Annotated in this window: 13 protein-coding genes; 8 read left to right on the top strand and 5 right to left on the bottom strand. The window is 45.5% G+C overall.

From position 1 onward, the window contains the following. Positions 1–142 precede the first annotated feature (142 nt). A complete protein-coding gene (locus IM450_RS14830; RefSeq protein ID WP_287665172.1) occupies positions 143–691 on the bottom strand; it encodes a DUF2808 domain-containing protein in 549 nt (182 codons plus the stop codon). A gap of 118 nt (positions 692–809) precedes the next feature. Continuing rightward, the gene (gene smpB / locus IM450_RS14825; RefSeq protein WP_004162719.1) at positions 810–1,274 is read right to left on the bottom strand and encodes an SsrA-binding protein SmpB; all 465 of its coding nucleotides are present in this window, start codon (positions 1,272–1,274) and stop codon (positions 810–812) included. 241 nt (positions 1,275–1,515) lie between these two features. Here smpB and psb29 point away from each other — a divergent pair, with 241 nt between their 5' ends. Then, entirely contained in the window at positions 1,516–2,202 is a 687-nt protein-coding gene (gene psb29, locus IM450_RS14820) for a photosystem II biogenesis protein Psp29 (protein ID WP_170915588.1), read from the top strand. A 137-nt stretch (positions 2,203–2,339) separates the two neighbouring features. Further along, positions 2,340–3,476: a 7,8-didemethyl-8-hydroxy-5-deazariboflavin synthase subunit CofH gene (gene cofH, locus IM450_RS14815; protein ID WP_287665169.1), complete on the top strand. Its 1,137-nt coding sequence runs from the start codon at positions 2,340–2,342 to the stop codon at positions 3,474–3,476. A 21-nt stretch (positions 3,477–3,497) separates the two neighbouring features. Here the strand turns inward: cofH and purM are convergent, their stop codons facing one another. The 3 genes from purM to IM450_RS14800 form a co-directional block, all read right to left on the bottom strand. Next, positions 3,498–4,523, bottom strand: a complete 1,026-nt coding sequence (gene purM, locus IM450_RS14810) for a phosphoribosylformylglycinamidine cyclo-ligase (RefSeq protein WP_287665177.1) — start codon at positions 4,521–4,523, stop codon at positions 3,498–3,500. A gap of 104 nt (positions 4,524–4,627) precedes the next feature. After that, positions 4,628–5,359 carry a RadC family protein gene (radC, locus tag IM450_RS14805; protein ID WP_002732646.1) on the bottom strand — a complete coding sequence of 244 codons (732 nt, stop codon included), beginning with the start codon at positions 5,357–5,359 and terminating at the stop codon, positions 4,628–4,630. Between the two features lie 97 nt (positions 5,360–5,456). After that, positions 5,457–6,644 (bottom strand): aspartate aminotransferase, encoded by a 1,188-nt coding sequence (locus IM450_RS14800; protein WP_287665166.1) that lies wholly within the window; start codon positions 6,642–6,644, stop codon positions 5,457–5,459. Positions 6,645–7,035: 391 nt separating this feature from the next. Here IM450_RS14800 and IM450_RS14795 point away from each other — a divergent pair, with 391 nt between their 5' ends. The 6 genes from IM450_RS14795 to IM450_RS14770 all read left to right on the top strand — a co-directional run. Next, entirely contained in the window at positions 7,036–8,322 is a 1,287-nt protein-coding gene (locus IM450_RS14795; RefSeq protein ID WP_287665164.1) for an FAD-binding oxidoreductase, read from the top strand. Positions 8,323–8,331: 9 nt separating this feature from the next. Then, positions 8,332–9,687, top strand: coding sequence for a (Fe-S)-binding protein (locus IM450_RS14790; protein WP_104396710.1), 1,356 nt, complete (start codon positions 8,332–8,334; stop codon positions 9,685–9,687). Between the two features lie 141 nt (positions 9,688–9,828). Next, the gene (locus tag IM450_RS14785) at positions 9,829–11,127 is read left to right on the top strand and encodes a homoserine dehydrogenase (protein WP_287665159.1); all 1,299 of its coding nucleotides are present in this window, start codon (positions 9,829–9,831) and stop codon (positions 11,125–11,127) included. A gap of 19 nt (positions 11,128–11,146) precedes the next feature. Further along, a complete protein-coding gene (locus IM450_RS14780; RefSeq protein WP_004163902.1) occupies positions 11,147–12,043 on the top strand; it encodes a LysM peptidoglycan-binding domain-containing M23 family metallopeptidase in 897 nt (298 codons plus the stop codon). Positions 12,044–12,318: 275 nt separating this feature from the next. Next, complete coding sequence (locus tag IM450_RS14775) at positions 12,319–13,050, top strand: PEP-CTERM sorting domain-containing protein (RefSeq protein WP_287665156.1); 732 nt, start codon at positions 12,319–12,321, stop codon at positions 13,048–13,050. A gap of 89 nt (positions 13,051–13,139) precedes the next feature. Continuing rightward, positions 13,140–13,560: Rpn family recombination-promoting nuclease/putative transposase (locus IM450_RS14770; RefSeq protein WP_287665153.1), on the top strand; the 421-nt coding region annotated here is incomplete at its 3' end.

Raw genomic sequence — 13,560 nt, 5'->3', positions numbered from 1 at the left:
TGAGGTGGTCAGTTACCTAATTTTCAGGGAAAAAGTCCAGGAATTTTACCCCCGATCCCTCCAATGGTAGGCACTTTTTGAGGTCAAAAAAGTCTAAAAGCCTTATCAAACAAAGTTTTTAGATTTATTCAGCAAACCCTACTTAAGGTTCGATACTGACAATCCAAGTCCCAACGTAGAGACGGACGGGAATATTGCCGGAGGCAGTCACATCACAGGTAAAGTAATAAGTGCCTAATTCGGGATTTCTGACATTAGACATGACGATTTCAACTTTGCTGGTCGGATCGATCGCTTGTTCGGGGACAATTTGAATAACGCGAGCATCCTTATCCCAAACCACTTCCTTTAAAGGCAAAGATTTACCGTTGATGCGTACCTCGATTTTATTGGTGTCAAACTGGCCGTTAAAATAATCGGGATAGGAAATAAAAAAAGCTGAAGCCCCCTGGGAGAGTTTTTTCGGGGGAATATAGAGTTTATAACGATCCATTTGCTTGGGACGACCGCCAAATTGCAAGAAATAATCTAAGATATCCTTGCGATCAACTCCGCTAAAAATTGTTAGGCCGGGGTTGCCATTGGCTAAAGTTATTTTTGGTAAAATAATCCCCGCACCCACAGCTAAAGATAGAGCAATTAAAGCGGGTGCCTTAGCATATTTAATTACTTTTGTCAAGACTTTTAACATAAATTTTAACCCAAAGTGAGGGGGATGGTGACGGCCGCAAGGGGCCTAATACAGTTCAACTGTAACAAAACCCGCTCGTTTCTTACCTAGACCTTTGCCAGTCCGATAAGTGTCTTGATTAACGCTTCATCGCTCGCGCCATATCCCGTTGATCCTGACGACGTTTCAAATCTTCGCGTTTATCGTGTAATTTTTTGCCTCTACCGAGGCCAATGCTGATTTTTACCCAACTACCTTTAAAATACATCTTCAAAGGCACAAGAGTTAAGCCTTTCTGTTCCACTTGACCGATGAGTTTGCTGATTTCCTTTTTGTGCATCAACAATTTTCTCGTCCGGCGCGGATCGTGATTAAAATATTCGCTACTCTGTTCGTAGGGGGAAATATGAACATTAATTAACACCGCTTCACCATTACGGACTAAAACGTAACCATCCCGCAGGTTTACCTTACCAGCACGCACAGATTTAACCTCGGTCCCCAGCAACTGCACCCCCGCTTCAAAAGTCTCTAAAATCTCGTAGAGATGGCGTGCTTGCCGGTTATCACTGATAATTTTGATTTTATCGTCTTGATTAGCCATATAGTCAACTGAAAAGTGAAAAAGCTTTGGGGTGTTGGGGTGTTGGGGTGTTAGGGTGTTGGGGTTTTGGGGTTTTGGGGTTTTAGTTGAAATTCCCCATTTCCCCATTGCCCTATCTTACTCGCTCTTTTGCTATCTGGGGACTGACTGCTTGCGGCTCTTTAGTGATCACTGGCCTTGTCAGGGGGAACCAGAAGGGGGAAAATGAGAGCAGTGTTAAATTTTTATGAAGTTTGGTTCTGTGGATAAAATTCGCACCGTTTCCGATAGTAAGCGTGATTTTTATACTCGCCACACCCGCCCCATCAATTCGGTGTATCGGCGCGTGGTTGAGGAATTATTAGTCGAGATGCACCTGCTCTCCGTTAATGTAGATTTCCATTATGATCCAATTTATGCCCTTGGTGTGGTTACTTCTTTCGAGAAGTTCATGGAAGGCTATCGTCCGGGGGAGGATAAACCGAATATTTTTAATGCTTTGTGCCAAGCGGTTAACGGTAATCCCGAAGTCTATCGTCGTGATGCCGAAAATATGATCGCTATTGCCAAAGAAACTAATATTGATTCCTTGCTTTCCCAACTGCAAAACCCTGCCCTAGGTGGTAACAATCAGTTGTCTGATAGTTTAGTTTCGGTTATCAACGCGCCTAAGTTTAAGTATAGTCGCCTGTTTGCCATCGGTCTCTATACAATTTTAGCCGAAGCACAACCGGACATGATCAAGGAAAAAGAAAAACGCGAACAAATTTTGCAAAAGTTCTCAGAAATTCTGCATCTCTCCAGCGAGAAACTGCAAAAAGACCTCGATGTTTATCGCGGTAATCTTGATAAAATGGATCAGCTGCTCAAGGTGATCGAAGATGCCCTAGAAGCAGAAAAGAAAAAACGTCAACAAAAAGAACAGGAAAAACAAACCACCCCGCAATAAAGGCTCTCAACCCGGAATTACCGCGTGCAGACAAGGGAATAGGGAACAGAAAAAGGATTAAATCGGCTCTCTTTCTTTACTGTTCCTTCTGACCTCGTTCTACAATTAGGATCGGCAACCCTTAATATTTATCTCCCGTGACTAACTCCTCCATCACCGCACCCGTAACCGATATTTTGGCAAAAGCGCGGTCAGGGGCAAATTTATCGGCAAAAGAAGCGATTATCTTGCTAGAAACTACCGATAACCGTTTAATTGCCCAGATTCGGGAAACGGCCGACTTTTTGCGTCGTCAACAGGCGGGAGATACCGTCACCTACGTTATCAATCGCAACATTAATTTTAGTAACATTTGTGAGCAGCATTGCAGTTTTTGTGCATTCAGACGCGATGAAAACGAAGAGGGGGCCTTCTGGCTTAATTTAGAGGAAATTATCGCTAAAGCGGCGGATGCTGTCCGTCGTGGGGCCACAGAAATTTGTATGCAGGGAGGATTAAACCCAAAAGCCAAGATTAAGGGCAATTCCTTAGACTATTACCTGGAAATTGTTAAAAACCTGAAACAAGCTTTTCCTAACCTGCATTTACACGCTTTTTCGCCCCAAGAAGTCCAATTTATCGCTAGAGAAGACGGTTTAAGTTACGAAAAAGTTATCGCTTCCCTGCAAGAAGCAGGAGTGAATTCTCTACCGGGGACAGCTGCCGAGGTGTTGGTGGATGAGGTAAGACGGGTAATTTGTCCAGAAAAAATCGATGCCGCCACTTGGTTAGAAATAGTCGGTACTGCCCATCGCTTGGGGTTATATACCACCAGTACCATGCTCTGCGGTCATATTGAAACCCCTAGCCAACAGGTGCAGCACCTTGAAAAAATTAGAAAACAGCAAGAAATCGCCCTAGAAAATAATTATCCAGCTAAAATCACCGAATTTATTTTATTGCCTTTTGTGGGACAATCGGCCCCCAAACCCCTGAGAAATCGAGTCGGACGGGATCAACCAATTTTAGCCGATACATTAAAATTAACAGCAGTGGCGCGGATTTATTTGGGCAATAGCATTAAAAATCATCAACCCAGTTGGGTAAAATTGGGCTTACAGGGGGCGACAGAAGCTTTAAACTGGGGTTGCAACGATCTCGGTGGCACTCTCATGGAAGAACATATTACCACTATGGCCGGGGCCCTGGGCGGTACTTGTTTGACCGTCGAGGAGTTAGAAACGGCGATTAAATCCCTCGATCGCCCCGCCCGTCAACGGGATACAATCTATTAACTAGGGTTGGCTGAACTAACTTTAATCAAGCCCAACAATTTCCCCCTTACCGGCAATCACTTCGCCGATTTGGTAGGCATTAATCCCAGAGGATTGGAGTTGATTAATAGTCGATTGCGCCAGATCTGATGGGACAATGATCACAAAACCGATACCCATATTAAAAGTATTAAACATGGCTTCGGCATTAACCGAACCCATCTGGGCTAACCAGTGAAAAATCGGCAAAATTGGCCAACTTTCGCGGTAAATCTGCACGGAATGCCCTTTACCTAAGCAGCGGGGCAAATTTTCCGGGATGCCACCCCCAGTAATGTGGGCCATGGCGTGAATATCTAACCCAGAGCGCAGCAGTTCTAGCACAGGTTTAACATAAAGTCTAGTGGGAGTTAACAAAACTTCACCTAAGCTAGAGCCGGCCAAAATTTCGGGGCAATCTTGCCAATTTAAGCCCTGAGTCTCGATAATCTTGCGAACAAGACTAAAACCGTTACTGTGAACCCCACTACTGGCTAAACCAATAGCCACATCGCCGATTTGCACCTTACTGCCGTCGAGTAATTGACTTTTTTCGACAATACCGACGCAAAAACCCGCTAAATCGTACTCTCCGGCCGAATAAAACCCCGGCATCTCCGCCGTTTCCCCTCCCAAAAGAGTACAACCACTATCACGACAGGCCCTAGCGATTCCCGATACCACCGCCGCTAACTGTGACGCTTCCAGTTTACCAGTGGCGAGATAATCCAAGAAAAATAAAGGTTCGGCCCCAGAGGTTAAGACATCGTTGACGCACATGGCCACGAGGTCAATTCCCACCGTATCATGGCAATTGAGACTATGGGCAATTTTCAGCTTGGTTCCTACGCCATCAGTTCCCGATACTAACACCGGTTGCCGATAACCGGAAGGTAACTGAAAATAGCCGCCAAAACCGCCTAAACCGCCGATAACTTCAGGACGGAAGGTACTTTCCACATTTTGGCGAATTTTGTCGACAAAAGCGCGTCCCGCTTCCACATCCACGCCCGCTTCTTTATAATCCATGCCCAATTGACCGATTGTATCTCTCAAATTTTACCCAGATTTCGGTCGCACTCGCTCCCTTTTCCAGCTAAACCTAACAACAATTTTTGATTTTTACAAGAGGTCTAATCTTCTTGGGGATATTTTTCCCAAAGATCCGTGATTTGGCGAAGACTTTGGAAGTTGCCATTACCGAGGATCAAATGATCTAGGAGAGGAATGGCTAGATAGGTAGCTCCCTGTAATAATTGTTCTGTGAGTAGAATATCGTCTTGACTAGGCACAAGTGACCCGGTGGGGTGATTATGGGCGATAATCAACTTAGTAGCTGATTGTTTAACCACTTCTCGAAAGATTTCTCGCGGATGTACCAGTGTTTCCGTGGCTGTGCCGATAGTAATCACTTTGAGTGCGATTAACTGATTTTTGACATCGAGTAAAATAACGGCGAAACGTTCCTGAGACTGATACATTAGTTCGTGTCCAAGGATAGCGGCAGCGGTATCGGGACTATCGATAACCATTTTTTCCGTCGGTCGTCGTTGAAAAGCCCGTTTTCCCAATTCGATCGCCGCTAGAATAGTAGTAGCCTTAGCCGGTCCAATGCCATGAATAGCGGTTAATTCTTGGGGCTGAATATCCCTCAAAACGTCCAAAGGATCCCGGCGATATTTGCTCAATTCGTTGAGAATATGCTGTCCTAAACCCACCGCCGAGAGTTTCCCCTTACCTTGACCTGTAGCCAGTAAAATCGCTAATAATTCGGCGTTACTGAGGTTTTTCGCCCCGACACTGATTAAACGTTCCCTTGGTCTTTCACTGACAGGAATATCGGCAATTCTTAAGCTGTAGGTCATGGAAGTGGCAAGCTACCGCGATAAAATTCCATCATAATCGCAATTTTAGTCAGCGCCTAGAGGGATTTGGCCGGTAAATCAAGGGGAAAAACTCTCCTTACTGATAGCGAATTCCCGCATCTTCGAGGCGCTGTAAAGCTTCCCCTAATCGCGGGATATCGGCGATTAAACTGACGCGCACATAACCTTCCCCTCCCTCCCCAAAAGCATTGCCCGGAGTGACAACGACACCAGTTTTTTGCAGGACACTGAGGGCGAAATCCGTCGAAGTCATGCCGATGCTACAGGGAACCCAGAGATACATTGTCGCCTTAGAGGAGGGAATATCCCAACCTAATTGCCCCAAACCTGTGATTAAAAAATCTCGTCGCTGCCGGTATCTTTCCTGTACTTGTTTGACGTATTCATCTGGCAGTTGTAGGGCGGTTTCGGCCGCTTTTTGGATGACGGAAAAGATACCATAATCGAGATTGGTTTTCAGGGTGCGTAACCCTTGAATAATATCGGAATTGCCCACGACAAAACCGACGCGCCACCCAGCCATATTATAGGTTTTCGAGAGGGTATGAAATTCGACACTAATCTCTTTTGCCCCCGGAATTTCTAATAAACTGGTGGGCTGATAACCATCAAAACTTAATTCAGCATAACAGAGATCGTGGACGAGCATAATCTCATATTGCCGGGCCCAAGCAACGATTTTTTCAAAAAATTCCCGAGGGGCAACGGCGGCGGTGGGGTTACTGGGATAGTTAAAATAGAGGATTTTCGCCCGTTTAGCCACATCTTCGGGGATAGAATCGATATCTATCAGCCAATCCTGTTCCGCTTTTAAAATGATCGGGTATAGTGTCGCCCCGGCAATCAAGGGACCGCGAAAATGGGCGGGATAGGCGGGACTGGGAACTAAGACCACATCGCCGGGGTTAACATAAGCTAGGGCGAGGTGGGATAAGCCCTCTTTGGAACCGAGTAGGGGTAAAGCTTCGTTATCGGGATTGAGTTCCACACCATAACAGCGATAATACCATTTAGCGATCGCTTCTCGGAAACTGGCGGTTCCTTCAAAGGGTGGATAACCGTGAAATTGGGGGGTTTCAAAAGCTTGAATGGCCGCTTCGATAACTGGACGCGGGGCAGCACCGTCCGGGTTGCCCATGCCTAAATCGATTAAATCTAGTCCTTCTTTGCGGGCTAAGGCTTTTAATTCATCCAAGCGGGCGAAAACGTAGGGGGGTAAGGCACTTAATCGCTTGGCGCGGCTATTCGTCCAATCTACACTCATTACTTCTTGGCTTACTGATCGAGGTAATCTACCATTATGGCACGAGTGTATGGCTAATTTAGCAGTTAGGGACTTGCGCTTTGATAATGTACCTTTTGGGCGAACGCAGTTCGCCCCTACATTGTGGACAAAATCCGTTACTGTAGGGGCGCAAAGCTTGCGCCCTCCGATCGATTGGGATATTATTCCTACGCAAGTCCCTTAGTTATTAGCTGACTTCTTTGTGCCTCAGTATGGCTGGAATTGCCTGACATCGGAGATGGAGAGCAAAACTAAGGTAATCTGATTAATAGAGGCTGAAAATTACTGATTAGCCCTAGCATTACCCCCATTCTTCGCCATTATCGGCCGGTAAGTCCTAACTCCTCACTCCTCAATTCTTTTCTCAAATATGACTGCGATTGCTGCCCAGATAACTTCTATTTTACCCCCCGACACGACGGTTATTGCCTGGCCACAAGTGCCAAAACAGGAACAAGAAAGATTATCAAGGGCAATTAGGGGCAAAAGTCCTGAAATTCTAGTTTATCCCGCTAATACGGCCGCTTTAGTCTCTCTGGTGCGTTTTGCCAACGAAAATCGTCTGTCTTTATTGGCCTACGGTCAAGGCAGTAAATTAGATTGGGGTGGGTTAGTCGAGTCGCCCGATATTTTAGTCAGTACCCAAAATCTCAACCGGATTATTGACCATGCTAGGGGAGATTTAACTATAACCGTGGAAGCTGGGCTTAAACTAGCAGATTTACAGGCTTTTTTGGCTCCTAGCGGTCAATTTCTTCCTCTTGATCCCAGTTATGCCCATAATGCCACGATTGGCGGTATTATGGCCACGGCCGACGCGGGAACATGGCGGCAAAGATACGGTGGAGTCCGGGATCTGATCCTAGGATTCTCCTTTATCCGTCACGATGGCGAGATTGCTAAAGCTGGAGGGCGTGTGGTGAAAAATGTGGCGGGATACGACATGATGAAGCTATTTACGGGTTCCTACGGCACTTTAGGGATTATCGACCAAATTACCCTGCGACTGTATCCCGAAACCCCTAACTCAGAAACCCTGATAATCACTGGAAATAGCGAAAATATTAGCAAATTAAGTCAAGTTATTCGGCAATCGTCCTTAACTCCCACCGTGGCTGAATGTTTAAACCCAGGGATGACGCAAGCACTAGGATTAGGGGAAAAAGTCGCTTTACTGCTGCGTTTTCAAAGCATTCCCGAAAGTATTAGCGAACAATCGCAACAGGTGAGTTATTTAGGACAACAGTTAGACTGTCAGACCAATTATTATCGGGATGAGGAAGAAATTTCTCTAGGGCAAAGATACCGAAAAACAATGGATAATTATGACCAAGAGGGCAATTTTTTCGGCAAAATAGGATTATTACCCAGCAATTTAGCTCTAGTTATCGACCAAATTAACGGACTAGCCTCGATTAATATTAGTAGTGGGGTGGGTAAAGTTATCTTAAAATCGGAGGAAAATCTTGACAAAATTCGCTCTTTATGCAGCGCCAATCAGGGTTATTTAACGGTGTTAACTGCGCCTCCATCGCTAAAAGAAAAAATTGAACCTTGGGGTTATACAGGTAACGCAATTACCACGATGAAAACCCTAAAAACTAAATTCGATCCTCAAGGCATTTTTAGTCCTGAACGCTTTCTTAACAAAATCTAATTAAAAATCATGCAAACCTCCGAACATTCCGTTAACTTTCAAGAATTAATCGACCAAAAAAATCAAGGATTTGACCCCAAGAATCCCCCCGCTCAAGAATTAATCGATAGTTGTGTTCACTGTGGTTTTTGTCTATCTACCTGTCCCAGTTATCGAGTTATTGGCAAAGAAATGGACTCCCCCCGGGGTAGAATTTATCTGATGAATGCCATCAACAAAGGAGAAGCAGTTTTAGACGAAACCACTAGCCAACATTTTGATACTTGTTTAGGTTGTTTAGCCTGTGTTAGTACTTGTCCATCAGGAGTACAATACGATCAATTAATCGCCGCAGTCCGTCCGCAGGTGGAACGCAATCAACCCCGCAGTTTTAAAGATAAAATTATTCGTTTTCTCATTTTTAATCTCTTTCCCTATCCCGTCCGTCTCAAATTATTTTTACCTTTCCTCTGGTTATATCAAACCCTGGGACTACAAACCCTAGTCAGGAAATCGGGTATCTTAAAAATGCTCTTTCCCCGTCTAGCGGCCATGGAATCAATTCTACCCAAAATTACTCTAAATTCTCTGTTTAAAAACTATGCCGATGTTATTCCTTCCCAAACGGAAAAACGCTATCGGGTAGGGGTGGTTTTAGGTTGTGTGCAGAGACTCTTTTTCTCGCCGGTAAATGAAGCGACAGTGCGGGTTTTAACTGCTAATGGTTGTGAAGTGGTTATCCCAAAAACCCAGGGTTGTTGTGCCGCTTTACCCGCACACCAAGGACAGGAAAAACAAGCGCAAAGTTTAGCCAGACAAATGATCGATAGTTTCGCAGCAACCGAGGTCGATTATATTATTATCAATGCGGCGGGTTGTGGTCATACTCTCAAGGAATATCATCATATTTTAGCCGATGATCCTGAATATAAAGATAAGGCTAAGGAGTTTGTGGCTAAAGTACGCGATGCCCAAGAATTTTTGGCAGCAGTGGGATTAACTGCTGATTTATCGCCGATTACCGAAACAGAATTAACCCTAGTTTATCAAGATGCCTGTCATCTTTTACACGGACAAAAAATCTCCGTGCAGCCACGGCAATTATTGCAAAAAATCCCCAATATTAACTTAAAAGAACCTATCGATGCGGCCTTGTGTTGTGGTAGTGCCGGAGTTTATAATATGCTACAGCCAGATACTGCCGATGAATTAGGTCAGCAGAAAGTACGCAATTTATTAAATACTGGGGCTGCGGTGATTGCTTCTCCTAATCCGGGTTGTTCCCTACAAATTAAAAAACATTTACAATTACAGGGAAAAGATACACCCGTTATTCATCCTATCGAATTATTAGATTATGCGATTCGCGGGCTGAAAATTGGCTAACTCCCACCATTTGAGTTGTGTTAGTGGTGTCAGGGAAGCAAAAGAAAACCCCACAGACAAAGACCTTGTAATGATAAAATCGACAATGGCGAGGGCTTGGCCATTAGTATTTTTTGCGTCGGACTAGCAGGAGATAAAAGCGTGACCTTTAAGATTGGTTTACTCGGTTTCGGGGTTGTGGGGACGGGAACAGCGAAAATCCTCCTTGATCCTTTTGGTCGTCATCCCGTACTCAAAGAGATTACCATTGGACGAGTGGGAGTTAGATCCCTAGATAAACCGAGAGAAATCGAGCTTTCTCCCCATCTGTTGACCACTGACCTAGAATCGATCGTTACTGACCCCGAAATTGATATTATTGTCGAATTATTGGGGGGTTTGGAACCAGCACGCTCTTTAATTCTCAAGGCAATCGCATCGGGAAAGCACGTTGTTACGGCAAATAAGGCGGTTATTGCCCGTTTTGGTGACGAAATCTACGCCAAAGCTAACGAAAAGGGGGTTTATGTCCTTCTAGAAGCGGCCGTGGGTGGTGGCATTCCCGTCATTAAACCCTTGAAACAATCCCTCGGCGCTAATCGTATCAGCAGCATTATGGGAATTGTCAACGGCACAACTAACTATATTCTCACGGAAATGAGCCAAAAAGGGGCAGATTTTAGCGAAGTGCTGGCCAAAGCTCAGGAATTAGGTTATGCAGAAGCGGATCCCACTGCGGACGTGGATGGATTCGACGCAGCCGATAAAATCGCTATTTTAGCCTCTCTGGGTTTTGGAGGTCGGGTAAAACGGGAAGATGTTTACTGTGAAGGTATCCGGCAAGTTAGCGCCGTCGATATCGCCTACGCTGATAGACTGGGATTTGTGATTAAATTATTAGCGATTGCGAAAGACACGGTTAAGGAAGATTCCGATACCCTAGAGTTGCGGGTTCATCCAACCCTAGTACCGAAAAACCATCCCCTCGCTAATGCGAACGGAGTCTATAACGCTATTCTGGTCGAGGGGGAACCCTTGGGACAAGTGATGTTTTATGGACCGGGTGCCGGTGGCGGACCGACGGCCAGTGCAGTAGTATCGGATGTGATGAATATCGTCGGAATTTTAAAAAGTAGTGGCAAAACCAAGGAACTTGACCCGCTTTTAAGCTGTGTTCACCAGCATTATTGTCAAATCGCTCCGATGGAGGATTTATCGACCCGTTTTTATGCTCGTTTTCTCTGTCGCGATGTGCCTGGGGTAATCGGTCATTTAGGTATGGCCTTCGGCGACCATGGGGTTAGTCTAGAATCCGTGGTACAAATTGGTATTAGGGGTGATTTAGCCGAAATTGTCGTTGTCACCCACGATGTGCGCGAGGGCAATTTCCGCAACGCTTTAGTGGCAATAGAGTCTTTAGAAGCTATTGACAGTATTCCCAGTATTCTCCGAGTTTTGTAGTCAAGAAATCGCTTTTTTTATGGTCATGGGTCGGAGAATCAGAAGTGAGAAAATTTGGCTAAGTTTGACTAGCACAATTTGGTTTTTTTGTCTAGGTTTTTTGGGCTTAAATCAAAAATTAATTTTTGCCCAAGGGTCTGATAATGTTTGTCCCCTGCCGATTTTATCAAGGTTACAACGCCATAAAATCCAAGCGGGAGAAACGATCGCCTCCATCGCCGAAAAATACGCTCTTATCCCCGCAACGATAATTAAACTCAATCCGACTATTCTCAAAAATGGTCTGGCCCCCGTCGGGAAAGAAATCTTTATTCCCCCGATGAACGGCATTCGCATCGAAGCACCCCGGGGTTCCACTTGGCGCGATTTAGAAGCAGCCTATGGTATTCGTGCCGATATACTCTTTGAGCTTAACGGTTGTGGTCGCCGGCCGACAATAGTTTTTATCCCCGGCACCAATTGGTCCGCCGCCGGCAAGCGATCGGATTATACTGGATTAAGTTCTTATCCCTTACCCTTTGCCAGTAGTGCTGGCCTAATCTACGGTTGGCAAAAAAGCCCCACGGAACAGAAAAATCTTTTTCATAGTGGTATTGATCTTCTCGCAGATATTGGTACACCTGTTCTAGCCGCCGAGGATGGTCTAGTGATTTATGTGGGTCAGGAAGGGGCCTATGGTAATTTGGTAGTAATTAATCATTTAGGTCGCCGGCAGACCCGTTATGCCCATTTAAGCAGGGTTACAGTGAGAATTGACCAACGGGTACGAGCAGGAGACGTTATCGGTGCGGTTGGGACCACGGGACAACCAGATATTATTCCCCCCCATCTTCATTTTGAGGTGCGCTTAGATACTCCCGTCGGTTGGACAGCGCAGGATCCAGCTTTGCATTTGCCCCAAATTGGCCCGCAATAGGGTGTGGGGTGTGGGGTGTGGGGTGTAGGGTTTTACCGATTTTGAGGGGGTCAATTACCTAATTTTCAGGGAAAAAGTCCAGGGATTTTCCCCCCGATTACTCGCATATAATGTAAAGATTTATTAAATTGTAGCGTTTGATACAATGCGGGGGGGGGAAGCGTGTACCCTCTTGACTGTTAGGTTCGCTTGTCATTGTTTTGGGTTGCCCTATCGCTTAACCCAAATGGAAATGTCAGGCACTCAAATCATCTACCATTAACCCTTTTCTTTTCATGAAAATAAAACAACTCGGAATTGTCTCTGGAGTTGCCCTGGCGACTCTGGTAACGGCTAGTGCAGCACAAGCTGCTTTGGTGGTCGTACCCCCCGGCTTGAATCCGGGCGACCAGTATCGCTTGGTGTTTGTCACTGACGGCACACGGGATGCAACAAGCACCAACATCAACGACTACAATAACTTTGTTACCAACCAGGTAACAGGAAGCGCTCTTGCTACGCAATTAACAACGGCAGGATTTAACCTGGGTACGATCACTTGGAAGGCGATCGGTTCTACTTCCGCTACCTCGGCCAAAGTCAATACCGGTACTGATGGCAGTCAGCCAGATGTTCCCATCTACCTCATAGATGGCAACAAGGTCGCCAATAATAATGCCGATCTTTGGGATGGCAGCATCCAAACCTTTATTAATCGCACTCAGATAGACACATCTGGAACAGATTCTGTATGGACAGGCACTAATGTGGGTGGCTCCGCTCAATCCCCGTTGGGTAACTCGGGTTTTCCGCCTATGGTTACTATAGGTAGCCCTGTTCAAACTGACGCCTCGTGGATCAATATGATCGGTCTTAGTTCAAGTAACTCATACACTCTATATGGAATGTCCTCAGTCCTGACAGTGCCGACTCCAGCAGTCAGTGTCCCCGAACCCTCTAGCCTTCTCGGTTTTATCACACTGGGCGGTTTAATGTTAGGGGGTGCTGTCCGCAAAGCGAGGAAATAATGCCTACAAGGGAGAGGAGACGCGGGTTTCCTCTCTCTTTTTTGGGGGGGGTTTTATGGGAAGATCGCTATGGTGCAATCCCGATCATCATGAAACGAGACTCGATATTTTACCGGCTTTTCCAACAATCCCCCTCCCTTCTCTTCGATTTACTGGAAAACCCACCCGATAATGCCACCGAATACCGCTTTGACTCCGTAGCCGTCAAAGAACCCAAATTTGAGATCGATGGCGTATTTCTCCCACCTGATACTGATAGGAACGGGGTGATTTATTTTTGTGAAGTACAATTTCAAAAAGACGAACGACTCTATGAACGGGTTTTTGGTGAATCATTTTTATATTTCTACCGCCAGCGAGAACGATTTACCGATTGGCAAATTGTTGTCATCTATCCCACCCGCAGCCTAGAACAAAGTAACACCCATCCCTACCGAGCGCTGCTCAATTGTCCTCAGGTGCATCGAATTTATCTGAAAGAATTAGGGGAAATTCAGCAGTTACCCCTAG

The organism is Microcystis sp. M083S1, from assembly GCF_020246405.1.
Taxonomy (GTDB): domain Bacteria; phylum Cyanobacteriota; class Cyanobacteriia; order Cyanobacteriales; family Microcystaceae; genus Microcystis; species Microcystis aeruginosa_C.
The sequence above is the reverse complement of the archived record's forward strand: the minus strand, read 5'-3'. Positions and strand labels throughout refer to the sequence as shown.